Source organism: Gilliamella sp. Gris3-2, assembly GCF_001690345.1.
Classification (GTDB): domain Bacteria; phylum Pseudomonadota; class Gammaproteobacteria; order Enterobacterales; family Orbaceae; genus Gilliamella; species Gilliamella bombi.
Genome location: NZ_LZHB01000041.1, coordinates 16,708 through 38,087, shown reverse-complemented (window position 1 = coordinate 38,087; position 21,380 = coordinate 16,708). Strand labels below are relative to the sequence as shown.

The 21,380-nt window shown below is 35.1% G+C and carries 34 protein-coding genes; 23 read left to right on the top strand and 11 right to left on the bottom strand.

What is annotated here, in order from left to right:
• The 5 genes from A9G32_RS06655 to A9G32_RS06635 all read right to left on the bottom strand — a co-directional run bounded on the left by A9G32_RS06655 (position 1) and on the right by A9G32_RS06635 (position 3,678).
• On the bottom strand, positions 1-1,428 hold the full coding sequence (locus A9G32_RS06655; protein ID WP_065590183.1) for an SEFIR domain-containing protein: 1,428 nt from the start codon (positions 1,426-1,428) through the stop codon (positions 1-3).
• 47 nt (positions 1,429-1,475) lie between these two features.
• Complete coding sequence (locus tag A9G32_RS06650; protein ID WP_065590182.1) at positions 1,476-2,291, bottom strand: hypothetical protein; 816 nt, start codon at positions 2,289-2,291, stop codon at positions 1,476-1,478.
• 2 nt (positions 2,292-2,293) lie between these two features.
• Positions 2,294-2,812, bottom strand: a complete 519-nt coding sequence (locus A9G32_RS06645) for a BRCT domain-containing protein (protein WP_065590181.1) — start codon at positions 2,810-2,812, stop codon at positions 2,294-2,296.
• 63 nt (positions 2,813-2,875) lie between these two features.
• Positions 2,876-3,292 carry a hypothetical protein gene (locus tag A9G32_RS06640; protein WP_065590180.1) on the bottom strand — a complete coding sequence of 139 codons (417 nt, stop codon included), beginning with the start codon at positions 3,290-3,292 and terminating at the stop codon, positions 2,876-2,878.
• Between the two features lie 26 nt (positions 3,293-3,318).
• Positions 3,319-3,678 (bottom strand): helix-turn-helix domain-containing protein, encoded by a 360-nt coding sequence (locus A9G32_RS06635; RefSeq protein ID WP_065590179.1) that lies wholly within the window; start codon positions 3,676-3,678, stop codon positions 3,319-3,321.
• A 119-nt stretch (positions 3,679-3,797) separates the two neighbouring features.
• Here A9G32_RS06635 and A9G32_RS06630 point away from each other — a divergent pair, with 119 nt between their 5' ends.
• Entirely contained in the window at positions 3,798-4,037 is a 240-nt protein-coding gene (locus A9G32_RS06630) for a MerR family transcriptional regulator (RefSeq protein ID WP_065585298.1), read from the top strand.
• Positions 4,038-4,339: 302 nt separating this feature from the next.
• On the opposite strand, the gene A9G32_RS13020 is transcribed toward A9G32_RS06630, so the two are convergent.
• A complete protein-coding gene (locus tag A9G32_RS13020; RefSeq protein WP_176701326.1) occupies positions 4,340-4,510 on the bottom strand; it encodes a hypothetical protein in 171 nt (56 codons plus the stop codon).
• A 119-nt stretch (positions 4,511-4,629) separates the two neighbouring features.
• On the opposite strand from A9G32_RS13020, the gene A9G32_RS06625 reads away from it, so the two are divergent.
• The 6 genes from A9G32_RS06625 to A9G32_RS13370 are packed head-to-tail and all read left to right on the top strand — an operon-like array spanning position 4,630 to position 6,687.
• A complete protein-coding gene (locus tag A9G32_RS06625; protein WP_065590178.1) occupies positions 4,630-4,974 on the top strand; it encodes a hypothetical protein in 345 nt (114 codons plus the stop codon).
• Positions 4,975-5,190: a DUF2732 family protein gene (locus A9G32_RS06620; RefSeq protein ID WP_065590177.1), complete on the top strand. Its 216-nt coding sequence runs from the start codon at positions 4,975-4,977 to the stop codon at positions 5,188-5,190.
• A complete protein-coding gene (locus A9G32_RS06615) occupies positions 5,190-5,402 on the top strand; it encodes a TraR/DksA family transcriptional regulator (RefSeq protein ID WP_065590176.1) in 213 nt (70 codons plus the stop codon). Before A9G32_RS06620 ends, A9G32_RS06615 begins: the two co-directional genes overlap by 1 nt.
• 23 nt (positions 5,403-5,425) lie before the next feature.
• On the top strand, positions 5,426-5,671 hold the full coding sequence (locus tag A9G32_RS06610) for a hypothetical protein (RefSeq protein ID WP_065590175.1): 246 nt from the start codon (positions 5,426-5,428) through the stop codon (positions 5,669-5,671).
• 41 nt (positions 5,672-5,712) lie between these two features.
• Entirely contained in the window at positions 5,713-6,534 is an 822-nt protein-coding gene (locus tag A9G32_RS06605) for a DNA adenine methylase (RefSeq protein WP_065590174.1), read from the top strand.
• A gap of 18 nt (positions 6,535-6,552) precedes the next feature.
• The gene (locus A9G32_RS13370; RefSeq protein WP_255306807.1) at positions 6,553-6,687 is read left to right on the top strand and encodes a hypothetical protein; all 135 of its coding nucleotides are present in this window, start codon (positions 6,553-6,555) and stop codon (positions 6,685-6,687) included.
• Here the strand turns inward: A9G32_RS13370 and A9G32_RS06600 are convergent.
• Entirely contained in the window at positions 6,670-6,942 is a 273-nt protein-coding gene (locus A9G32_RS06600) for a hypothetical protein (protein WP_065590173.1), read from the bottom strand. The genes A9G32_RS13370 and A9G32_RS06600 overlap by 18 nt on opposite strands.
• Before the next feature lie 65 nt (positions 6,943-7,007).
• On the opposite strand from A9G32_RS06600, the gene A9G32_RS06595 reads away from it, so the two are divergent.
• The 4 genes from A9G32_RS06595 (at position 7,008) to A9G32_RS06585 (ending at position 11,318) form a co-directional block, all read left to right on the top strand.
• Complete coding sequence (locus A9G32_RS06595) at positions 7,008-9,155, top strand: replication endonuclease (protein ID WP_065590172.1); 2,148 nt, start codon at positions 7,008-7,010, stop codon at positions 9,153-9,155.
• Positions 9,156-9,276: 121 nt separating this feature from the next.
• Positions 9,277-9,450 (top strand): hypothetical protein, encoded by a 174-nt coding sequence (locus A9G32_RS13015; protein ID WP_174786692.1) that lies wholly within the window; start codon positions 9,277-9,279, stop codon positions 9,448-9,450.
• Positions 9,451-9,495: 45 nt separating this feature from the next.
• The gene (locus A9G32_RS12585) at positions 9,496-10,392 is read left to right on the top strand and encodes a type II restriction endonuclease (protein ID WP_081296777.1); all 897 of its coding nucleotides are present in this window, start codon (positions 9,496-9,498) and stop codon (positions 10,390-10,392) included.
• Between the two features lie 5 nt (positions 10,393-10,397).
• Positions 10,398-11,318, top strand: a complete 921-nt coding sequence (locus A9G32_RS06585) for a DNA cytosine methyltransferase (RefSeq protein WP_065574065.1) — start codon at positions 10,398-10,400, stop codon at positions 11,316-11,318.
• A gap of 388 nt (positions 11,319-11,706) precedes the next feature.
• Here the strand turns inward: A9G32_RS06585 and A9G32_RS06580 are convergent, their stop codons facing one another.
• The 4 genes from A9G32_RS06580 to A9G32_RS06565 all read right to left on the bottom strand — a co-directional run bounded on the left by A9G32_RS06580 (position 11,707) and on the right by A9G32_RS06565 (position 15,196).
• Positions 11,707-12,120, bottom strand: coding sequence for a type II toxin-antitoxin system HicB family antitoxin (locus A9G32_RS06580; protein ID WP_034945528.1), 414 nt, complete (start codon positions 12,118-12,120; stop codon positions 11,707-11,709).
• A gap of 42 nt (positions 12,121-12,162) precedes the next feature.
• Positions 12,163-12,339 (bottom strand): type II toxin-antitoxin system HicA family toxin, encoded by a 177-nt coding sequence (locus A9G32_RS06575; protein WP_065590171.1) that lies wholly within the window; start codon positions 12,337-12,339, stop codon positions 12,163-12,165.
• Between the two features lie 86 nt (positions 12,340-12,425).
• A complete protein-coding gene (locus tag A9G32_RS06570; RefSeq protein WP_065590170.1) occupies positions 12,426-13,412 on the bottom strand; it encodes a phage portal protein in 987 nt (328 codons plus the stop codon).
• 2 nt (positions 13,413-13,414) lie between these two features.
• A complete protein-coding gene (locus A9G32_RS06565) occupies positions 13,415-15,196 on the bottom strand; it encodes a terminase large subunit domain-containing protein (protein ID WP_065590169.1) in 1,782 nt (593 codons plus the stop codon).
• 151 nt (positions 15,197-15,347) lie between these two features.
• Between A9G32_RS06565 and A9G32_RS06560 the strand changes: the two genes are divergently transcribed.
• From A9G32_RS06560 to A9G32_RS06510, 12 genes are all read left to right on the top strand, one after another.
• Positions 15,348-16,187, top strand: a complete 840-nt coding sequence (locus A9G32_RS06560; RefSeq protein WP_065590168.1) for a GPO family capsid scaffolding protein — start codon at positions 15,348-15,350, stop codon at positions 16,185-16,187.
• A gap of 62 nt (positions 16,188-16,249) precedes the next feature.
• Positions 16,250-17,260, top strand: a complete 1,011-nt coding sequence (locus A9G32_RS06555) for a phage major capsid protein, P2 family (protein WP_065590167.1) — start codon at positions 16,250-16,252, stop codon at positions 17,258-17,260.
• 11 nt (positions 17,261-17,271) lie between these two features.
• Positions 17,272-17,919 carry a phage terminase small subunit gene (gene gpM / locus A9G32_RS06550; RefSeq protein ID WP_065590166.1) on the top strand — a complete coding sequence of 216 codons (648 nt, stop codon included), beginning with the start codon at positions 17,272-17,274 and terminating at the stop codon, positions 17,917-17,919.
• A 93-nt stretch (positions 17,920-18,012) separates the two neighbouring features.
• Complete coding sequence (locus A9G32_RS06545; RefSeq protein WP_065590165.1) at positions 18,013-18,483, top strand: head completion/stabilization protein; 471 nt, start codon at positions 18,013-18,015, stop codon at positions 18,481-18,483.
• The gene (locus tag A9G32_RS06540; protein WP_065590164.1) at positions 18,483-18,686 is read left to right on the top strand and encodes a tail protein X; all 204 of its coding nucleotides are present in this window, start codon (positions 18,483-18,485) and stop codon (positions 18,684-18,686) included. Before A9G32_RS06545 ends, A9G32_RS06540 begins: the two co-directional genes overlap by 1 nt.
• A 4-nt stretch (positions 18,687-18,690) precedes the next feature.
• Positions 18,691-19,068, top strand: coding sequence for a putative holin (locus tag A9G32_RS06535; protein WP_065590163.1), 378 nt, complete (start codon positions 18,691-18,693; stop codon positions 19,066-19,068).
• Positions 19,065-19,355, top strand: a complete 291-nt coding sequence (locus A9G32_RS06530) for a phage holin family protein (RefSeq protein ID WP_065579641.1) — start codon at positions 19,065-19,067, stop codon at positions 19,353-19,355. The genes A9G32_RS06535 and A9G32_RS06530 overlap by 4 nt, the downstream gene beginning before the upstream one ends.
• Positions 19,355-19,942: an N-acetylmuramidase family protein gene (locus A9G32_RS06525; RefSeq protein ID WP_065590162.1), complete on the top strand. Its 588-nt coding sequence runs from the start codon at positions 19,355-19,357 to the stop codon at positions 19,940-19,942. The genes A9G32_RS06530 and A9G32_RS06525 overlap by 1 nt, the downstream gene beginning before the upstream one ends.
• Complete coding sequence (locus A9G32_RS13365) at positions 19,920-20,366, top strand: hypothetical protein (protein ID WP_065590161.1); 447 nt, start codon at positions 19,920-19,922, stop codon at positions 20,364-20,366. Before A9G32_RS06525 ends, A9G32_RS13365 begins: the two co-directional genes overlap by 23 nt.
• Entirely contained in the window at positions 20,266-20,487 is a 222-nt protein-coding gene (lysC, locus tag A9G32_RS13605; protein WP_255307548.1) for an Rz1-like lysis system protein LysC, read from the top strand. Before A9G32_RS13365 ends, lysC begins: the two co-directional genes overlap by 101 nt.
• The gene (locus A9G32_RS06515) at positions 20,474-20,920 is read left to right on the top strand and encodes a phage tail protein (protein ID WP_065574056.1); all 447 of its coding nucleotides are present in this window, start codon (positions 20,474-20,476) and stop codon (positions 20,918-20,920) included. The genes lysC and A9G32_RS06515 overlap by 14 nt, the downstream gene beginning before the upstream one ends.
• Entirely contained in the window at positions 20,905-21,366 is a 462-nt protein-coding gene (locus A9G32_RS06510) for a phage virion morphogenesis protein (RefSeq protein WP_065574055.1), read from the top strand. The genes A9G32_RS06515 and A9G32_RS06510 overlap by 16 nt, the downstream gene beginning before the upstream one ends.
• The last annotated feature ends 14 nt before the right edge of the window (positions 21,367-21,380 follow it).

Here is a 21,380-nt window from a genome sequence, read left to right as displayed (position 1 = left end):
TTAGTCAAGTGTTCCTAGTCTCAAAATATTAATATAATTACTTACAAAAAGGTGAGGTATTATCGGTTTTCTCTCTTGTTTAACAAATTTTTGCAACTCATTAAGTGTAAATAATTCTTTTAATTTATTTAGGTATATTTTTGATTCAGCCCTAATAAAAATATCTAGGGGAGAATTAAAACCGATAAGAAAAAAATTACGAGGAAACCAACAATGAGATAATTCACCAGATAATTTTGTTGCACAAAAAATATGCAACAATAAATCTGCTTGAACTATCTCATCGTGTGTAATTGCTTTATGTTTCCACTCCGAAAAAAGTTTAGATGCTAATAGACAACATGTATTAAAATTTAGTCGATTACAACGATCTCTAAATAGTTGATCATTAAAAACATTAAAATGAACAAAATAATGCATTTTTTTTCCGTTATATTTAGAATCATTCAGAAGAAATTTGCTTGATAAAAAATCACTTAGTTCAGTAAAACGTTCATAACGAATAAATAATGAAACTGTGTACAAAAATAATTGATAATTAAGTATTTTATAATTTTCTACTTCATATTGTTTATAGCTATGTTCAGTTTTTAGTATATTGTTATAATTATATATTTTTTCAAAAAAAACATGAATTTTATGAACAAATTCAGTTGTTGGGGAATAGTTTAAAATAGCCTTAAATATCTCTAATATTTCATTTCTAACTGTCAATAGTGAGGTTGCATTCTTATAAAAAATTTCATCTGCTGGATTTTCTTTTGTAACTCCATCAAAATTCATTCTAAATCGCTCCAGATTTTCGATGACAACATTACAATATTCGTCAAAACATCCCAACGAATTATTTTTTCCATCACGAATGGCATTCATACAGCGAGTGTAATAAGTTTTAGTCCCTATTGAAATAGAATTGTCATCAAATAAAAAAGCTGGAGGTTTTCCTAATATAGGTTTTTGATATACAGGTTTATCAAATAACCATCTAAGCAATCGTTCATAATTTTCGTCGTAATTATTGTCATCAGATAAATCTATATAGATTTTTGATTTATAATAAATTGGAGTATAAGCTTTACCATTTTCATCTTTCTGAGTTGTCACAATAACAAATTTATTCTGTTCAGTCTTACCATACAGTTCTGGGGTAATAATTTGGGTTTCAGTTCCCACACCGCCAGCTCTTTGATCTGCTTTTTCTGCATAAATTTTGTCACTTATAATAATTACTTTTTTTATTTCTGGATCTGTGATCATCGTTTCCATAAAAGAATATTTGTCATGACCTTCTTTTAACTCCCATTTATCTAATTTAATGTTTACACCATCATTACATAATTGTTCGGCTAAATCCATTACCCACTGTTCATGTTCTGGACTCGACCAACTATAAGAAATAAAAGCTTTTATTGGTTGTATTTCTGTCATTTTTCACCTGTTGATATTTTCAGAATTATTCTTTGAGCTCATTTTTATTATTCACTACCGCTTGATACCTTTATGCTTTTAAAAATTAATCCTTGTTCTAATGTAGCTGTTGGCAAATACAATATTTCATTATTAAAATAGTTTTTCTTTTGGCCATCGTGCTCCTTTGTGTCAATTTTTTTTGCAACTAAATTATTATCATATATCCTTAATAAAACATAACGTTGTTCATTGTAATTAAAAGATTGGTAAATTTTATCTTTGTCAGTAAAAATAAAAATTTCAAGCATTAAATAGACTGAAATAGTACAAGCTAGAACAAAAAATGCTGTATTAGAAAATAAATTCATAAAATCACTTGATTTAGATATCCTTGAAAAATAAAAAATAACCACCAAAAGGATTGGAGCAAAAATTACTGGCAGAAAAAATTCACCACAAAACATAAGTAAATCAATCAGATAAGCAATAAATAAAAAAACGATCATCAAAATAATCAACAATATTTTTTTAAAACGTCCTTTAATCACAAATTTTTTACTCAATACATTTTTTTGTGGACTATATAAATAATCAAAGATAATTAGAATAAGACATAAAATTAGTGTAAATAGATATAACAAATTATTTCTTATGATGATGGCTGTTGATAAAGAAATAAACTCTATATCAAATCCATAATGAATAGCTGTAAGTATTTCAACTTCATAAGAAATAAGATACATCAATGATGTTGAAATAAGAATAAATAATCCTAAATCTTTTAATAAAATCCTGTGGTTTTGAATATCACTATCGTCTAATCGCTTTGAATGTTGTTCTTTATTAGATATTGTTTTCTTTGATTTATTTTTTTTGGCCACAATCACTCCCCCAACAATATCTCACCAGTTTCTAAAAAGTTTAAGAAGTCGCTTTCATTCATGATACTAATTCCCATTCCTTGTGCTTTTTCAATTTTTTTGATGCTTGCGTTATAGCCAACACAGAGTAATTGCAAGGTCAAAGTCACACTTTTGCGTACAGTCAGTTCTTTTTCTTCTGCCAGTTTGATTAAGCGTTGTTTGTCGGCTTGTTTAAAGCCGGTGAAGTGAATGTCAAATGTATTAAGTGAAGCTGATGTGCTTTTTGAACTGGGAATTGTTGCTTCTAAAACATCAAGGGCATGTTCTAGATTGTCGGCAAGATCATATAAATTAGCATCTAGTTCATTATCAAATTTTGCAATTATTCGATCTTTTCGATACGTTCTAAACTGCCCATTGTCACCATTCGTTATATATATACCTTGAATATATTTTTCATCTTGCCGAATATAATGGACAACATGAATTGAAAATTCTTTTTTTACATTGATATATGCAAATATTAATTTACCGCTCATTCTTTCCCCATCCTGTTAATGCTTCATCAGATAAAACTTTTTCTCCTGCTGTATTGAGTTTCTTTAATTACAAACCTCATCAATTCGAAAAGATACGAACATGTTTTTTTTATCATTAAATGTATAGCGATAAACAAACTGAAGATCGTTATCTTGGAACAATGATACAAAATCATGGTTTTTACACGACCTTTGGTCGAATGTCATTTGCACATATAAGGCAAGAATCTCTGGTGTGTACTTTTTACTGTTATCGTCATAAAGATAATCATAAATAATATATTGCCCATCAGCAGTGATATTTGCTAACGATGTTTTGTCATTCATCTTTATTGGAAACTGTTGGCCGTATTGCTTTTGAATTTGTTGCTTAGTGAGGCGGGCTAACTCTCTTGCCACACCATTTGGGCTAGCATAACTCATTGAAGAAAATAACAAGCAGATTGCAAGTGATAGAACTATTCTAAATACTTTTTTCATTGTTTCTCTCCTATTTTTTAATTTTCTTAAATCAATTTAGCCTTTAATGCATTAAATTCTTGCTCAGTGATTGCACCTTCTTTTTTGAGCGCAGCTAGTCGTTCTAATTTTTCCAACGTATCATCAGAAAGAATTGTTTCTTTTGATTGTTGTTCAGTTGGTAAAAATTCACCTTCACCATTAGCTAACCATTCTAATGAAGCTCCTGTTTCAGCCATACAACGAATAACCCAATCAGAAGGGAAAAAATCTCTTTTATATCTCAGAGACAGATTTGCCGATGTTGTACCAAAGTGTTTACAAAGTTGTAGCTTTGTACGAAATCCATAGGCCTTAATTATTCGATCTATTACGACGGCTCCGCCACTATCAAAATTAACCTGCATAAATTTAATCTCAAATAAGAAAAATTAATTGACATCGTTTTTAGATTAAATTAATCTAATCTCAGATTAGAAAAATCACATAAAAACACATATAAACACCTAACTAGGAATAATGCACTATGACGCCAAGAATATCAATAGCTATTTCAGCGCCTTATGTCACTGTTGATGAATTTGCCCGTGTATCAGGCATGAATCCTCGCACAGTAAAAAAATATATTAGTGAAGGCAAGCTTCCTATCCGTAAAAAGCAAATCACAGGCAAGTACGACCGCTCTACAACTTTTATCAATATGGTGGCTTTAACCCTTGAGGGAGCTAAAGCCTTTAATCCTGAGTTAAATATTAAAGAGGAATAAGTAATGAGCCACGCAATCTATTTAAGCCCAAAGTCGGCTAATAAGTCGACTTTAATTTATATCCAGACTAATAGACACAATCCGAAAGGCTATATCGAAAAGTCAAACGGGCAAGTAATCAAGTTGCATAAGAAGTTAATTGCGAATTAATCAAGTGAACAGATAAAAAGGGGGAAAAGTAAACATGAATTTATCAAGTTATGATGTAGACCGTATAAAAAATGCCATTTTTAAGAATGCGGAGAATTCGCAAAATCATCCGTTTGTTATTGCAACTTGGTTAATTGAAGCGATTGGGTTTATTAATTATTTTCAGGACCAGATTGAAGAACCGCCGAAAGAGTCTTAACAAATACAGCGATATCCTTGGCAGCTTTTAATTTTGCATTATTTGTAATAACTGCAACATGATCGCTAGCAAGTAAGGCTTTGGTTAATTCAACTGCAAATTTATCAGCATTATCTTTTTCCATACTTAATTCCTCTTTTTTGTTGGGGGATTTGATTATAACAGGTTCTTTTTTTGTTGGGGAACAAAAAAAGAAGTGCGAGGCTAGGCGCACTCAATCCTAGCCATTGCAGGGGGGGTTACATGAACACAATACAAATTAATCAAACCATTGAACCACGCAGTCTATTGCGTGAGTTTCACCAAATATTAAGCAATAAGCGCAGTTTAGCCCGTTCTGCTTTTAACAATTTAAAGCCAGGGCAAAAACGTTTACTGCTGAACGCATCAGGCATCGAACTGCGTAAAACAACAATTTATAACTCAGATAGTCAATTTACTCATGCTTGGCAAATGCAATATGACAATCTGACAGATAACGAAGTCGACGACCTGAAAAAGGGTTTACGTCGGTTGCAAGCAATTATTGATGCATTCGCATTATGTGAAGAAGAAGATTTTAAAAAAGAAACCAAAAAGGTGGCATAAATGAAAATGACAGCATTATCGGGCGATGCATTATTGCAAGCCTTAAATCAGGCAAAAGAAGAAACAAAAAGCGGACTTTGTGACGTATTTACGGCAAAGCTGGAACGACTAGCTACACATATCCGCACCAACTACTTAACACCGACCGAATCGGCGGAGCTGTTAGAGCAAGAAGCCGAAGCAATACGCAATCAACATTATGAGAACCAGAACTGATGCGTGATGTTATCGACCGAGCCAATGATATTGCTCAATTAGAGCTTGATAACTTGATTGCAAAAAGAAAAGTTTACACCGGCAAATCATCACTTTATTGCTGTGAATGTGGCGAGCCGATACCTGAGGCACGGCGTGAAGCTGTGCCAGGTTGTAGTTTGTGTGTTTATTGTCAGCAAATTTCAGAAGCAAAAGGTAAGCACGGGCAATAAATTATCAATAAAGGAGAAAACAGATGTTTGATAAATTTAAAAATAATGCTCACAAAAGCATCATTGTAGACGAGCATACATTCGAGCTAGTTGCGGCTTACGGAGTGCGAGCAATTAGCGTTTCTAAAGAACAATCACGGGAATTAACTGCCGGAGCAACTTTTGCTATCACATGTCACGATGCAGTAATTATTTGCGAGGTTGATGGTTCATACGATTCAAACGTTGAAAATAGTACAAATGTTATTGAATTTGAATTAAATCAATAATCAATCGGGGCAATCAGCCCCAAATCTTTAAGGCTCAAAAAATGTGTGTAGAAAAGTCTTTTTTAAAATGGGTCGGCGGTAAAGGTCGGCTTATTCCTCAATTATTACCTCACTTGCCAGACGGCAAGCGGCTAATAGAGCCGTTTGTTGGGGCGGGTAATGTGTTTATCAATACAAATTATAGTAGCTATATACTAGCTGATAAAAACCGTGATTTAATTAATGTTTATCGATGGTTGCGTGATGATTTAGCGGGATTAATAAATACTACTCAATCATTATTTGATAGTAATATCGATTTTTATGAAATTCGCTGCCGCTTTAATTGCAATATAACGCAACCATTCACATTAGAGCGTGCTGCTGAGTTTATCTATTTAAATCGCCATTGCTTTAACGGTGTTTGCCGTTATAACCAAAAAGGTGAGTTTAACGTGCCGCATGGCAAATATAAAAAGGTTTACTTCCCAAAAACTGAACTAATCGCATTTAGCAATAATCTGATCTCCGTCCCAGTTACATTAATGGCGGCAGACTTTAGAGCGGCGATCGAAATGGCCGAGGATGGCGACGTTATTTATTGCGATCCGCCGTACATTTCAGGAACTAAAAACGATATTTTTACTGGCTACACTCCCCATAAGTTCAATTACCCAGTTACAAAATTGTTACGTGATTTACTGGTTCATGCCGTTAGACGTGGAGCAACTGCGATCGTATCAAACAGTAACAACACTATAGTAAAGGGTATTTTTAGTGATTTCGAAATCTACGAAATCGACGCACCTCGTTCAGTTGCGGCAAATGGCAATCGTCAGCCAGCAAAAGAGATTATTGGCGTGTTAACGCCGGATATGATTTAACAATAAGGATGAAAAACTATGAAAAACAAACAGATGAACAATAAAGCGCAAGCTAATGACAAACTTAAATATATTGCAAAATATGAACATAAACATGGCCGCACAGATGAAAGCGACCATTTGAGAAAAATTATCTTAGGGATGCACAAATAAACTATCGTATTTATGCGGGGTTAAATCATCTTTATATAAATCGATAAGCCCCAAACGAGTAATACTTTGAACTAAATCCAAATATGAACCGAGGCCATAAGATATGATTTTTCGATATACAACACCATCTTCATTTTGTATTCCAATAACCATTGGGTTGCCGCCAAGACCTCTTGCATCAACTTGTTCAATGATTTTGGTTATTTCACTATCAATTTTACTAATTGCAACGCCTTTAATGTATTTATCTTCCATATTGGCTACCTTTTTTGTTATGTATTTTTAAATACAGTATAACATACAAGATTAGAGAAAATCACATGACCACAATCACGCAAAACCTACCAATATTAAGTGATAGAGTTAAACACGCCCTGCTTTCTGGTATGCGTGATTTTTACGATACGGTCGGCAAGTTTTTACCAAATAAAGAAGTTATCAGAACGCCAGTTAATCCACATGCATTATCACCTAAAATGCCACAAGGGCTTTCATATAGTGAAATAAAGTTATGGCAAGTAGATACCGAAGATCATAATTTTAGAGCTAATTATTTTTCTGGTTTGCCAGATTTTTTAAGTAGCTATTTTGCAAATGAATACATCAAATTATTTCAAACAAAAAGCCGAAAAGCCGCCAATACATTTTTGCGTAAAACACTTGGCGGTAATATTAAATCAAGGCTTGATTTGGTTAATAAACAATATGAATTTATTAAACCAAGCGCACTATCTATTAACTTTTCTGCTGAGTTTGAGAACTTGCCTATATTTGGCAGAGAGCGAATTGCTGAACTTAGCGTAGAAATAGCCCGTTATATAGATAAACTTATACAACACTTATTAGCAGATCATGAGTTTTGTTTATCTGCCAATGAGGTTAATCAGCTTGGGCTTGAGTATCAACTTTATAAATCTGTTTTAAATGAACTTGATGGCATCAATATGGTACCGCCCTACTTTGCCGATTATAAAAATGGAAAGTTAACCAATGAAAATATTGTTAGAGCGTTGGCAAAATTAACCAATGAGGATTGGTGGTATAACAAGTTAAAAACCCGTCGAGATTTTCAACATGAACATTTAGCCATTGCAGTTGGGCAAGTACAAAAGAAAGCTACCCCGTATGCCAGTCAATCTTGCCAATCAGAATGGAAAGAACAAAAGCGACGCAATAAAAAATATTTAGAACAAATGGCAATTGAAAATCAAGAAACTGGCGAACAAATAGCACTTGATTTGCAGGTATATAAATCGATTTCCAATCCAGCTATTCGTCGTGCTGAGCTAATGACCCGCATGAGGGGCTTTGAAGATTTGGCTGATGAAATGGGGTATACCGGTGCATTTATTACACTAACGGCCCCTTCAAAATACCATAGCGCCTACTCAAAAGGTGGATTTGTCGAAAACTGGCAAGGTAATAATCCACGTGAAACCCAAGCCTATTTGTGTAAAGTATGGTCAAGGATTCGAGCAAAGCTCAATCGTGAAGATATTAAGTTTTTTGGCTTCCGCGTCGCAGAACCTCATCACGACGGCACACCTCATTGGCATATTTTAGTTTTTATGCGTCCCGAAGATTTGCAAACAGCTTTTAAAGTAATGTGGATCTATGCCATGGATGAAGACGGACAAGAAAAAGGGGCCGCAAAAAACCGCTTTGAATTTACCATGATCGATAAAGAAAAAGGCTCAGCAACTGGCTACATTGCTAAATATATTTCTAAAAATATTGATGGTTATGCGTTGGATAATGAAGTAGATGATGAAACTGGCGAAAACTTAAAAGAAACATCTAAAGCTGTTACTGCATGGGCAAGCCGTTGGAAAATACGCCAATTCCAACAATTAGGCGGCGCACCTGTCACCGTTTGGCGGGAACTACGAAGATTAAAAAGCCAAAAAGTGGAAGATAAAATTATCGATCCTGTTTTAGCGTCCGCTGATATTGGTGATTGGGCCGCATATACTAATCACCAAGGTGGTCCAATGGTTTTGCGCAAAGATTTAAAAGTTAGGCTATCTTACGAAGAAGAATTGAATCAATATGAGGAAGTAATTAAAAAAATAAAAGGCGTATTTTCACCATTATCGGGGCTAACGTCCTTTATTTGCACAAGGCTTATTAAATGGAAAATAGTTAAGAAAGAAAAAACAAGCAAGGACCTTGACCTTAAAAAACGTGCGGCACGCACGCCTTGGAGTTCTGTCAATAACTGTACGCAGGTTAAAAAATCATCGCTAGACGATCAGCGTGAAGAAATTAGAAAACAGTTAAAAATAATCGGTCTGCCTGACGATAATTTCACTGTGAACCGGCTTTATTTACGTGAAAGTATAAAAATCAGCCACAATCAATATTTAAAATTAGATAACACTTTAAACGGTGTACATCTCATCGTTAGCAATTCGCCAAGTCGGCCTAGAAAGCCCGTTAAAAATGATTTTGTTGAGTTTTATTTTTAGCTTTATATTGTTTTATGTAATAAAATCATGCAACTAGACATTGATCACATTTTTTTACTTTTTTCTTGCTAAAAAATTACTGTATAAATATACTGTATATAAAAACAGTGAGGTATTAGAAATGGACGAATTAGAAAAAGCAAAAAAAGTAGAGAGAGCTGAATTACTTATCCGTGTTGTAACAGAATCCGAACATCTAACAGAGCGTGATAAAGATATCACACTATTTTGGATTCGTGATTTATTGGAACCTTTAAAAGAATTTGTCACTAATAATAACGAGATAAAAAATTAAATTTACTGTAATATTGTCCGACTATTTTTATCTTATAGGCAAAAAATGATTAATAATTTTACTCCGCTAATTCGGTTACCCAAAGATGAAGAAAAACGTTTTTCAGAATTTATTAAAGCAAAAAGAAAAGAATTGATTCTTCCACCAAAAGAAACAACTACGATTGCAAGAAATAACCACCATGATTTTATAAATAAATTGCTTGAAAATGGAAGAATTTCAGAGGCAATTGTACAGTTGAGAGAATTATCTTACGATGAATTTTTAAAACAAGAATCAATTTTTAATGGCGAAATTTTGAAGGAAATTGCTAATATTTTTGATGCTCCTAAAAATTTATTAAATAAAATTAGTGATGAATTATTAACACTATCTGGTGTGTCAAAAGAGGATTTTTATACTCGCTTAAATCAGTTATTTGGTGTTTATTCTGGTTATATAAGTCCATATATTTATCAGCTTTGCTTAAGTAACACACAATCAAGAAGATCTCGTGCAGGAAAAGTATTTGAAGGTATAATTTATTCATTATACGATTATTTTGGATATTCTTTTGAGTCACAAGCTAATATTGGTAAAAAAGCCTTTGATAATCTTGGATTAGGTAAAGTCGTTGATTCCATTCTTCCAAGCGTTGAGGCATTTAAAAAATTAAGAAATAGAACTATCGTCGGGTCAATGAAAACAACTTTAAGGGAACGTTGGCAAGAAGTAGTTGAAGAAATTCAACGTTCTAATTTGCCAAATATTTATTTATTAACTGTTGACGATGATATTTCTGAAAGCAAAGCAGAACAAATGGGACAACATAATATTATTATTGTTGTTTTAAATTCTGTCAAAATATCTAAAAAATTAGCATCTAGACATAATGTTATAGATTTTGAAACTTACTTCAACAGGGACATCCCTAGTGTATTAAGTTATTGGATTGATAATTAAATTTTATGAAAATTATAGATTTATTCGCCGGTATTGGTGGCATACGTTTAGGTTTTGAGTTGGCATCTAATAATATTGAATGCGTATTTACATCAGAAATAGATCAGCATGCTATAAAAACATATGTTGAAAATCATGGTAATGAAAATATTTTTGGTGATATAACCATGATTAGTGAAGAGGATATTCCTGAGCATGATATTTTATTAGCAGGTTTTCCCTGTCAGCCATTTTCTCAAGCTGGACTAAAAAAAGGTTTCTCAGATACAAGAGGAACGTTGTTTTTTGATATCGAACGTATTTTACTTAAACGAAAACCTAAAGCTTTCTTGCTAGAAAATGTAAAGCAACTAAAAGGACATGACAAAGGTAATACATTAAAAACTATTCTGATGCATTTAGAACAGGCCGGTTATAAAGTCTATTATGATGTTTTAAAAGCTAGAGATTTTGGCATTCCTCAGAATAGAGAACGAATTTATATCATTGGTTTTCTTGACCATGCAGTTCAATTCTCTTTTCCTGAACCGCTGAATAAACCGACAAAAGTTGGTGATATCTTGGAAAAGAATGTTGATCAAAAATACACTATTTCCGATAGACTGTGGGCTGGACATCAGAGGCGAAAAATTGAAAATAAAGCCAAAGGTAAAGGATTTGGTTATAGCCTCGTCAATTTTGATTCCGAATATACTAATACAATTTCTGCTAGGTATTATAAAGATGGAAGTGAAATTTTAATCGAGCAAAAAAATAAAAATCCTAGGAAATTAACACCTAGAGAAGCAGCAAGATTACAAGGATTTCCTGAAAATTTTAAAATCCCCGTATCTGATGTACAAGCATACAAACAATTCGGAAATAGTGTATGCGTTCCAGTAATAAGAGCTATTGCAAAAAATATGATACTAGCAATGCAAAAGTAAATGCACACCTACACTGCACGAAAATGAAAGATCTAAAAAGAATCACGGATCGCTAAAGCCCTTATACTAGGGCTTCTTTTGTGATGTTTGCAACTTTGCACAATTTCCCACACTTTTAACGTGGGGGTGACGTGGGGTTTCTCTGGCGCAATAACTTTTAGCTAGGGTCAGATCAAAAAATCAAATATAACCCACCAAAAACGCTCATAGTAAAGCGTTCTCAAAATCTGTGAACAGCTATGTGTAAAATAAAAATCGCTTCTCTATGCGCTTTATAGTTAAAATTAAATTTTTAAATATTACATTTAGTTAGCTGAATTGTATATATATGTTAATAACAAAAAAAAGCCCCTTTCGGAGCTTTCATTTGTTTGATTATGTGATTAAGTCAAGCTACATTTAATTCAAGACGCTTACCCAAAGCAGACAATGCTTTACTGATCGTATCGATTTTTGTTGCATGCTCTAAATTAACAATACGTTGCACTTCTTGAGGTTTTACGTGAATACGTTTTGCTAGCTCGACGTTAGAAATATTCTGTTCAACCATTTCATTAAGTAAAAGCACTTTGGCAAAAATACTCACGGGTAATTCAATTAAATATTCCCCTTTTTTAGCCTTACTTGGTAATGGAACGGTGCGATGATCTTCAAAATAAAAATCCATACTTGTTACTAATGCATCTTGAGCCATATCTAACGCATCTTGCAAATCATCACCACAAGTAATTGCTTCAGGAATATCCCTAAATGTTACTGTATAGCCATCATCTTCTTTAGTTAGTTTTGCAGGATAAAACATAATAACCTCTTTTAAAGAAAAGCCCCCTTACGAGGGCTTTAGTTATTTTAGATTTAGTTGCTTTTTGATTGCTATCATTGTACCGTTTTTTAACTCCTTGCTAGGATGTCTTGGCATTGTTGATTGCTTTCCGTTGTAATAAAGTTTCAGGTGATTACTTCCTTGCTTTACTTCAACACCTTGAGCAACTAACCATCTTAAAAACTCACTTTGTTTCATTATTGCTCCGTGCTGTTTTAAGACAGTTAAATAATAAACAAAAATGTTTATTATTTCAATCTAAAAATAAACATTTTTGTTTATTTTTATTCAAGCAGATATGGATTAAATTTAACTACCTCCTCACCCATCCAGTCATTAAGCTGTAAAAACCTATCTTGCAACGGTTTAATTTCATTACGAGCAAACACTTTAGAGGCTTTTTCAGGATCACCAAATCCACCCGTATTTTTTGGAGTAATTCCCATCAGTGACGGTGGAACTCGGTGCGCTGTCAAAATATCATCTTGGCTAACTGATTTGATATCTGCAAAATTATCTTTAGCGGCCACTTCTCCAACGGGTATCAGTTTTAATCCATCTGGCTTACCGTTTGGTGAGTACATGAGCAAATTGCGGAAGTTGCCTGGTCCACGGCTGCTTTGCAATGCTTTCTTTAATTCTTCAATATCTTTTTCGTTATGTGATGGATTAGACAAATATAAAATAAACCCTGCATGCGAACCATTTTTATAATAACGTTGACGGAATACGGTAGCCGAGTTATCAAGCCAAACCGAATTAATGGCGGCTAAATATTCAGGTAATCCGTAAATCTCTTGATTTATATCAGGTGCTAGCATATGCCAAACTGAACCTTTTTTAAATTTATGTTCTTCCCAATATTTATCAATATACCAATATTCGTTTTCTTCAACACCTCGCCGTGTGTATTTCGCCAGTGTTGGTTTTAGCCCCTCGGTTTGCTTTAGCATATTTGTTCGTTTTTCGAGATAGCAGTTACCCAATATTAAAAAATCATTAGCAATGCGTTCGAATGCCTGACGTGATAAGTATTTATGAGGAATAAAAGTACTGGTTAAGATATTTCGTTTAACGTATATCGGGCTGCTATGATATGACGATGAACTAAAGGTATTGGCTAGCGTATCAAAATTAACTGGCGGTTCATACCAATTGCCGCACGATGTGCATTGTAAATAACTTAATAAGTCTTTGGCATCGGCTAAAGGCTCACGATCGCCAAATGTAAAACACTCTACTTTTTCTTTTTGTTGTGTTAATTCTGTCATGACTAAAATACTCCCATAAATCCGCTGTTGCTGTTAGCTCCGCTAATACTTTCTAGCGGTTCGTTATAAATTGCGTGCATGGTTGCCCATGCAATATCGGCATGTGATACATCTTCATTACGATCAGCCACATACGTTACATAACGTTGACTGGCCGTTAATGTCTTTCGAATTGCCATAAATGATTGGGCTAAGTCTGTCCAACCTGCATCAAACTCTAAACGCTGACGCCTGATCACATCTTGCATTTTTAAAATTAGCCTTTGTTTAATCTCAATTGAATATTTAAATGCCACTACAGCAGGATAAAATTGCTTAACTAACTGATAAACACCCTCACCTAGCCCGGTGGCATCTATACCAATGTAGGTAACGTTATAGCGTTCGGTCATTTTTCGAATGGCTTCGGCTTGTGTGGCAAAGTCCATACCTGTCCATTGATGCTTTTCAATGACTCGGAATTTTCCACCCTCAACCAATGGCGGTGAAACAACAACGCACCCAGCACTATCACCCGTATGTGACGGGTCATAGCCGATCCATACTGGCCGCTCACCAAGTGGGCGCATTGCAAATGGCTTATAATCATCCCAAATATCCCAAGAATCGACCATACACGGTTGTAAACTCGATAGCGGAAAAACTGATGATGAATCATCAATAAAATTACATAAAAATAAATTAGCGAACTCATCGGGGCTATATTCTAGTTTTAGTTGATTAATATCGAATAAATCAAATCCCAATTGCTCGGCATCTTCAATAGTAACAATCTGCCGCCATTGTCCATCAGCACATAATTTGCCATTTTTTAAAGCTTGATGAGAAATATCAACATTAATACGTTGCTCTTTTCTACGTCCCTTATTAAATAGCTCGCCAGTCCAGAATTTATACGCTTCATGATTAATGCTGGAAGGCGTTGAAAAGTAAGTTTGTCGCCAACGTTTTTGGCTCGACATACCAGATGCAACTTTACGCAATTCTAAAAATTTATTAATCCAAAAATATTCATCCAGATATAAATTACCATGATAACTTTGTGCCGTTTTAGAGTTGGTACCTAAAAAGTAAAGGCGAGCGTCATTATGCGGAAAGTGGATAACTTCCCCTTTCAGATCCATATCGATACCGTGGAAAAAATCAATAATATATTGCCGAAATTGAAATGCTTGTGATTTTGATGCGGATAAAAATATCTGATTACGCCCAGTATTCACAGCATCAACCGCCCCTTCCTGCGCAAAAAACATAGTTGCCCCAATTTGGCGTGATTTATTTATGTTTCTAATGCGATTTTGCATACCAGCCCGATACCAAACTTTTTGATGCTCATATAAGCCATCATTAAATAGTTCGTTAATTTTTTCGATCTGCTCATCAGTTAAAAGATTGGTTTTAGGCTTTTGCTTCGGCTTGGCATTACGGTTGGCAATATTAGGGTTTAAATCAACTTCATTACCGCCGTTTTGATATTTTTCAATTCTGGCTGTACGTTCTAGCTGACGGCTAAGTAAATCAATCTCTTTAAAATCTTTGCCTTCTTTATTTGGCTTGATAACAAGATGGATTAATTGCGCTTCAAGAACGCCGTTAACCCTATCCAATACGGTTGACTCATCCCACCTATCACGCCGTTTCCAGCTATGGATAGTATTAATATTTTCATTCAACAATTCAGAAATACGGCTAATACGATACCCAGCCCAATACAGCGATCTGGCCGCTTTTCTTGGATCGGTATTATCGCTAATTAAATGATCTAATAAATTGACGTTTACCATGTGTTCTCCTTTAGTAACGCCAATTTACCTATGATTTTTGTTTTTTTATGTTTGTTCTGGTTGTAAAACTCTAATTTACAAGTTGCCCCAATTGCTCTCTTTTGTTTGTCAATTCAACATAAGGCAAAACAATCAGCTAAGGATTACAACAATGGGCACAGAAGTTAAAAAGTCAAAAAAAATTAAATCAAAATGGTTTCGTGTTGCGGTCGAAGGTGCTACCACCGACGGCCGTAAGATCCAAAAAGAATGGATCGAGCAAATGGCAGAAAATTATAATCGTGATGTTTATGGTGCACGTATCAATTTGGAACATATCAAAGGTTATTCACCTGATAGCCAATTTAAACGCTATGGCGATGTATTAGCATTACGAGCCGAAGAAATCAAAACCGGTCCATTAGCAGGAAAGCTAGCATTACTTGCACAAATTGAACCAACTGATGAACTCATTGAGCTTAATAAAGCTAAGCAAAAAGTTTATACCTCTATTGAAGTTAATGCCGAATTTGCTGACACAGGCAAAGCTTACCTTGTTGGTCTTGCTGTCACTGACGACCCTGCAAGCCTTGGTACCGAATTTTTAGAGTTCAGTGCAAAAGCAAGCGTTAACCCGTTAGCTAGCCGTAAACAATCACCAAATAACCTTTTCACCGTTGCCGAAGAAACAGTGATCGACTTTGAAGAGGTGGATCCCCAAAGTGATACCGCTTTTAGTGCCATGTTAGATCGCCTAACAGGTTTATTTAAAAGTAAATCAGAAAAAGACTCTACTAAGTTTGTACAACTTGGTGAGATTATCGAACAGTTCGCAACAGCGACAACTGAACGCTTTACTAATCTTGATGCCAAAATTGTTGAATTAACCAACGAACTTACCAAAGTAAAAAAACAAAATACTGAGCTTGTCGAGCTATTGAGTGAACTTCCTGAATCGCCAGAACGTCCAATTTCGGCGGGCGGCTCCATGGATATTGAAACCGACTGCTAAAAGCAGACGATTAAAACCAACGATAACAAACAAATAAGATTAACCGAATTAGGAAACCCATAATGAGAAATGAAACCCGAAAGTTATTTAATGGATTTAAACACCGCATTGCACAGCTTAATGGCATTGATGATGCCAGTGAAAGTTTTGCTGTCAATCCAGAGGTAAACCAGACATTAGAAAAACGCACCCAACAATCATCTGAATTCTTAAGTAAAATTAACTTTGAATTTGTTGATGCCCAAGAAGGTGAAAAAGTTGGCGTTGGTGTAACAGGCACAACAGCCAGTACAACCGATACCACAGCACAAGAACGTGAAGCTGTAGATATCTCAGATCTAAACCAATTCAGTTACCGTTGTGAACAAACCAATTACGATACATCAATTCGTTATGCAAAATTGGATGCATGGCGCCACAAAAAGAACTTTCAAACCCTTTTGCGTGATGCCCTAATTAAACAAAAAGCATTAGATCGGATTATGATTGGATTTAATGGTACCCATCGTGCACCAACTTCCAATAAAACCACATACCCTTTACTGCAAGATGTAAATAAAGGCTGGTTACAACATTACCGAGAAGATGCACCTGAAAGAGTAATGAACGAAGGTACAGTAACACCAGGTAAAATTATTATTGCCAGCAACGGTGGTGACTATAAAAACCTTGACGCATTAGTCTATGATGCCGTTGAAAACTTAATCGATCCAGTTTATTCAGAAGACACCGATCTAGTTGTTATTTGTGGTCGTGGATTACTTCATGATAAATACTTCCCTATTGCTAACGAAGCAGATAAGAACACCGAAAAAGTAGCAGGTCAAATCTTACTTGCTAAAAAATCAATTGGTGAATTACCAGCATACCGAGTGCCCTACTTCCCTAAAGGAGCAATGCTAATTACATCCTTTAACAATTTAGCTATCTATATTCAAAATGAAACAGCTCGCCGTCAAATTATTGATAACCCTAAACGTGATCGCATTGAAGACTTCCAATCTGCCAACGAAGCCTTTGTTGTAGAACGTTATGATGCCGGTTGTTTAATTGAAAATATTGAAGTCAGATAAGGGAAAGATAGATGATATCACCAGCACAAAAGTTTTTACAAAAACATTACGCTCAAAAGGAGCGTAATACAGACAACCTGCGAGCAATCAACGCTTACGAAATGATGCTAGCCAAGCTAAATAACGATCGTATTCGTTTAAAAAAATTTCAATCAACGGAAGCAAAAATTGAGCTTAAAAAGCAACTTATTCCCGAATACATGGATTGGATTAACGGCGTGCTTGAGTCTGATAATGCTCAGCAAGATGATGTTTTTATGCGTTTAATGGTATGGATGATTGACACCAAACAATTTGAGCTTGCCTACCCGCTTGCTGAGCATGCATTAAAACACAATTGGGTTACACCCGATGAGTACCAACGCCAAACCGCCACACTAATTACCGAAGAATTAGCTAATACAACGCTAGCACAAATTAGCAATAAGCAAACAGTTAACGCTGATGTTTTGCTTAAATTTGCCGAATTAGTGGCTGATAAAGATATGTTTGATCAGGTCAGAGCAAAATTAAATAAAGCTATTGGCTATGTGTTAAAAGAAACACAGCCAGAGCAAGCTTTAGGCTATTTAAAACGAGCACTTGAACTTGACGAAAGTTCAGGCGTAAAAACAGCTATTAAAGAATTAGAAAAGGCCTTAAATAAGGCGGATTCTTAACTGGGTGAACCCTCACACCTCGGCGGCACAAAAGCAATAAATGTATTTTACACATTAGCGCTTTTGTCCACCGCCGATCAACAAAGGTAAATTATGAACGACTTTACTGCTATCGCAAGCGCTAACGAAGCTGACAATCTCGAAATCAGTAATATTTCGTTTTTTCCAGCAATTAATATCAGTGATGTTCGAAAAACTCAACGGCTAGACGGTACCGTCACAACAGAGCGATTAAAAACAGCAATTGCCAGTGCAATTATTGCAGTGAATGACGACTTATATAACTGGCGGCTAACAAAGCAAGCGGCAGGTATTACATCGATTAACGATCTAAATGATGAGCAAATTAATGGTGAATCAAAATATTTGATTTTATACAAGCATGCGGTTTATTCATGGGCAAACGCCTTATTGAATGAACAGTACATTAATTTTGATGCAACAGCAAAAGCCAAAGGCGACATTGAACCTAACATCGAAAGTGTGGGCAACTTATACCGCAATGCACGTTATGCCATTCGTGACATTTTAGGTAAATCACGATCGACCATGGAATTAATTTAATGATTGTTTATGCAATGCAAAATGAAACCGTTGACGCATTGGCGTATCGAGTTTTTGGCAAAACTAAAGGGATTGTTGAAATTATTTACCAACAAAACCCAACACTTTGTGAACTGCCAGCAACACTCCCCATGGGTACCGCCGTAAATGTGCCTGAAGTGGTGCCAGAGCCAGAAAAAAAACGCTTAAATTTATGGGATTAACCGAATGACAGAACCAACTACAACAACCTTCACCGCAGTGATTAGTGCATTTTCAATATCAATGATTTATCCCAATATTGAAAATGGCATTATTTTAGGCGCACTGTGTGGATCAATCTTACTGGTAATTAGTGAAGAGCATATCTCGGTTCTTCGTCGCACCATTCTATTTTTTATATCGTTTGTGCTTGGAATATTGTTGGCCGAAATAACATTATATTTACTAATACCACTTTTTCCATCCAACATTCAAACCAAGGTACCGCTTGGTCTTGGTGCGTTAGTGGCATCAGCGGTAAGTGTCAAACTACTTCTTTGGTTAATTAAAAAGTTTGATGATCCATCTGATTTATTGGATAAATTTAAAGGGGGAAAACCATGATAACCCTTAACGCTTTTCTTTGTTTATTAATTGCTATTCGATTATTTACCTTTGATCGTGAAAATTGCCAATACAAAGCCAAATATAGCTGGCTAGCATGGCTAATGATTACATCAAGTGCATCAGTATTTTTATTCTCATCTTTCGGTTTATTAAGCCGTGCTTACTGCGCTCAGGTAGTTATGAATATAGCACTGCTGATCTGCTTTTTAAAAAGCAAAGGCAACATTGGCACGCTTTGCCGTTCTCCAAATCAACATCAGCATCATAAGAGGTTAAATAAATAATGATAACAACTGAACAATTGCAAAATGTGGCTAATAAGCTAGAAGTTGAGCTGGCTATGGTACAAGCAGTAACCAAAGTTGAAGCTCGCTCATCAGGTATTAAAAACGGCTTGCCCGTAATTCTATTTGAAAGGCATATCTTTTACCGTCAGCTTAAAAAGCATGGCTTTGATGCAGAAAAATTAACAAATACTTATCCAGATTTAGTCAACTCAATTGCTGGTGGTTATTTAGGTGGTGCTCGTGAAAACTATCGGCTAACGCTGGCCAAACAAATTGATATTGATTCGGCAATTGAAAGTGCAAGTTGGGGCTTATTTCAGATTATGGGCTTTCACTGGCAACTACTTGGTTATGAATCAGCTCAACAATTTGAACAATGTATGACAGAAAGCGAAGTAATGCAGTTAGATGCGTTTTACCGCTTTATTTCTCATAAATCGAATTGCAAGCTATTACAAGCAATGAAAAATAACGATTTTTCAACGTTTGCCAAACTTTACAACGGTCCAGCTTATAAAAAAAACAGTTATGACACAAAACTCAAAGAGACGTACGAAAGCTATGCAAAATCTACTAAAAAATAAATTGTTACCGTGGTTGCTATTCCTGCTCTGTTTATCGTTTGGCTATTTACGAGATCAACTATTAAGCACCAAAAATAAACAATTACAGGCAAGCAATCTACAACTTCAAGACGACAAGCAAGAATTGATCGAAATCATTGATTATAAAAACAATGAATTGCTTAACCTTAGTGATCAATATCAAGCAAACGAACAAAAACTAATAGAACAAAAAAATCAACTGCAAGCAGTTGATACGTTAAATCGTCAATATCAACAACAGTTGGAGCAACTTATCAATGAAAATAAACAATTACGTATGTGGTCTGATACTGATTTGCCTGATGTTATTAAGCGGTTGTACGCACGGCCAGAAATCAAAGGAAGTACAGATTATCAAAACTGGCTGTCCAGCCGTAACGCCTTGTTATCTTCCCATGAATAATTTAAAGCAGAACCGCTCATTAATTGACGACAATCAAGCCATCTTAACGGCATGGCATCAATGTGCGGTTCAAGTCGAAATGATTTATCAATGCCAACAGGAGCAGCATGAAAAAAATTAATCAACTTCGAAAAGTACTTGAAGACAATAATTTATTTATCAAAAACAATCCCGATAAATTACATATATTTGTGGATGACGGTGACATAACAGCAACGGCTGCCAAATCATTAAGTTTTGAGTATGAGTACAAAGTTAATTTAATCATTACTGACTATGAACAACCCATTGATTATTTGATTGTACCAATAATGAGTTGGATGTATATCAATCAGCAAGAATTTATGGCAAACCCTGAACTAAGAAAAGGTGCCATTAAATTTGAAATTGAGCAATTAAACAATAATACAACCGATGTCAGTATTGAACTGAAATTGACAGAGCGTGTTATTGTAAAAAAAGGAAGCAACGGATTGGAATACAAACACATTACCGACGAACCACCCATAGATATGCGTCCTGATTGGGTTAATGAAATATGGCCGACGAATTAAATAAATTACATGAGTATGCAAACGGCATACTCACTCAACTAAATAACAGTAATCGCACCAAATTAGCGCGTGAAATTGCTAAAAAACTACGGGAAAGTAACCGTAAACGTATTACAGCCCAGAAACAGCCAAACGGCACCTCTTTTGAACCTAGAAGACCACAGGCGTTTCGAAAAAAAACGGGAAAGATTCGCCGTAAAATGTTTACCAAGCTACGAACAACTAAATATCTACGCATATCAGCAAACAGCAACTGCGCTACCGTAAAATTTATTAATTCGGTATCTCGTATAACACACATTCATCATTACGGATTACGTGCACGAGTAAATAAAAAAGATGATTGGACCATTAAATATCCGTCCAGAAAGTTGCTTGGCTTCAATCAACACGACTATAACATAATTGAGCAAATCACTATCGCCCACTTGGCTAGTAAGTTGTAAAAATCAATTTTACA

Coding starts and splice junctions, on each gene's coding strand:
- A9G32_RS06640 (WP_065590180.1), bottom strand. CDS start 3,292: ATGAAAAAAGTATTTAGAATAGTTCTATCACTTGCAATCTGCTTGTTA.
- lysC (WP_255307548.1), top strand. CDS start 20,266: ATGTTATTAAGCGGTTGTACGCACGGCCAGAAATCAAAGGAAGTACAG.
- A9G32_RS13365 (WP_065590161.1), top strand. CDS start 19,920: ATGCAAAATCTACTAAAAAATAAATTGTTACCGTGGTTGCTATTCCTG.
- A9G32_RS13015 (WP_174786692.1), top strand. CDS start 9,277: ATGGACGAATTAGAAAAAGCAAAAAAAGTAGAGAGAGCTGAATTACTT.
- A9G32_RS06615 (WP_065590176.1), top strand. CDS start 5,190: ATGCGTGATGTTATCGACCGAGCCAATGATATTGCTCAATTAGAGCTT.
- A9G32_RS06585 (WP_065574065.1), top strand. CDS start 10,398: ATGAAAATTATAGATTTATTCGCCGGTATTGGTGGCATACGTTTAGGT.
- A9G32_RS06525 (WP_065590162.1), top strand. CDS start 19,355: ATGATAACAACTGAACAATTGCAAAATGTGGCTAATAAGCTAGAAGTT.
- A9G32_RS06645 (WP_065590181.1), bottom strand. CDS start 2,812: ATGAGCGGTAAATTAATATTTGCATATATCAATGTAAAAAAAGAATTT.
- A9G32_RS12585 (WP_081296777.1), top strand. CDS start 9,496: ATGATTAATAATTTTACTCCGCTAATTCGGTTACCCAAAGATGAAGAA.
- A9G32_RS06595 (WP_065590172.1), top strand. CDS start 7,008: ATGACCACAATCACGCAAAACCTACCAATATTAAGTGATAGAGTTAAA.
- gpM (WP_065590166.1), top strand. CDS start 17,272: ATGATATCACCAGCACAAAAGTTTTTACAAAAACATTACGCTCAAAAG.
- A9G32_RS06600 (WP_065590173.1), bottom strand. CDS start 6,942: ATGGAAGATAAATACATTAAAGGCGTTGCAATTAGTAAAATTGATAGT.
- A9G32_RS06570 (WP_065590170.1), bottom strand. CDS start 13,412: ATGACAGAATTAACACAACAAAAAGAAAAAGTAGAGTGTTTTACATTT.
- A9G32_RS06635 (WP_065590179.1), bottom strand. CDS start 3,678: ATGCAGGTTAATTTTGATAGTGGCGGAGCCGTCGTAATAGATCGAATA.
- A9G32_RS06565 (WP_065590169.1), bottom strand. CDS start 15,196: ATGGTAAACGTCAATTTATTAGATCATTTAATTAGCGATAATACCGAT.
- A9G32_RS06655 (WP_065590183.1), bottom strand. CDS start 1,428: ATGACAGAAATACAACCAATAAAAGCTTTTATTTCTTATAGTTGGTCG.
- A9G32_RS13020 (WP_176701326.1), bottom strand. CDS start 4,510: ATGGAAAAAGATAATGCTGATAAATTTGCAGTTGAATTAACCAAAGCC.
- A9G32_RS06625 (WP_065590178.1), top strand. CDS start 4,630: ATGAACACAATACAAATTAATCAAACCATTGAACCACGCAGTCTATTG.
- A9G32_RS06540 (WP_065590164.1), top strand. CDS start 18,483: ATGATTGTTTATGCAATGCAAAATGAAACCGTTGACGCATTGGCGTAT.
- A9G32_RS06620 (WP_065590177.1), top strand. CDS start 4,975: ATGAAAATGACAGCATTATCGGGCGATGCATTATTGCAAGCCTTAAAT.
- A9G32_RS06605 (WP_065590174.1), top strand. CDS start 5,713: ATGTGTGTAGAAAAGTCTTTTTTAAAATGGGTCGGCGGTAAAGGTCGG.
- A9G32_RS06510 (WP_065574055.1), top strand. CDS start 20,905: ATGGCCGACGAATTAAATAAATTACATGAGTATGCAAACGGCATACTC.
- A9G32_RS06545 (WP_065590165.1), top strand. CDS start 18,013: ATGAACGACTTTACTGCTATCGCAAGCGCTAACGAAGCTGACAATCTC.
- A9G32_RS06580 (WP_034945528.1), bottom strand. CDS start 12,120: ATGTTTTATCCTGCAAAACTAACTAAAGAAGATGATGGCTATACAGTA.
- A9G32_RS06535 (WP_065590163.1), top strand. CDS start 18,691: ATGACAGAACCAACTACAACAACCTTCACCGCAGTGATTAGTGCATTT.
- A9G32_RS06555 (WP_065590167.1), top strand. CDS start 16,250: ATGAGAAATGAAACCCGAAAGTTATTTAATGGATTTAAACACCGCATT.
- A9G32_RS13370 (WP_255306807.1), top strand. CDS start 6,553: ATGAAAAACAAACAGATGAACAATAAAGCGCAAGCTAATGACAAACTT.
- A9G32_RS06575 (WP_065590171.1), bottom strand. CDS start 12,339: ATGAAACAAAGTGAGTTTTTAAGATGGTTAGTTGCTCAAGGTGTTGAA.
- A9G32_RS06560 (WP_065590168.1), top strand. CDS start 15,348: ATGGGCACAGAAGTTAAAAAGTCAAAAAAAATTAAATCAAAATGGTTT.
- A9G32_RS06530 (WP_065579641.1), top strand. CDS start 19,065: ATGATAACCCTTAACGCTTTTCTTTGTTTATTAATTGCTATTCGATTA.
- A9G32_RS06630 (WP_065585298.1), top strand. CDS start 3,798: ATGACGCCAAGAATATCAATAGCTATTTCAGCGCCTTATGTCACTGTT.
- A9G32_RS06515 (WP_065574056.1), top strand. CDS start 20,474: ATGAAAAAAATTAATCAACTTCGAAAAGTACTTGAAGACAATAATTTA.
- A9G32_RS06610 (WP_065590175.1), top strand. CDS start 5,426: ATGTTTGATAAATTTAAAAATAATGCTCACAAAAGCATCATTGTAGAC.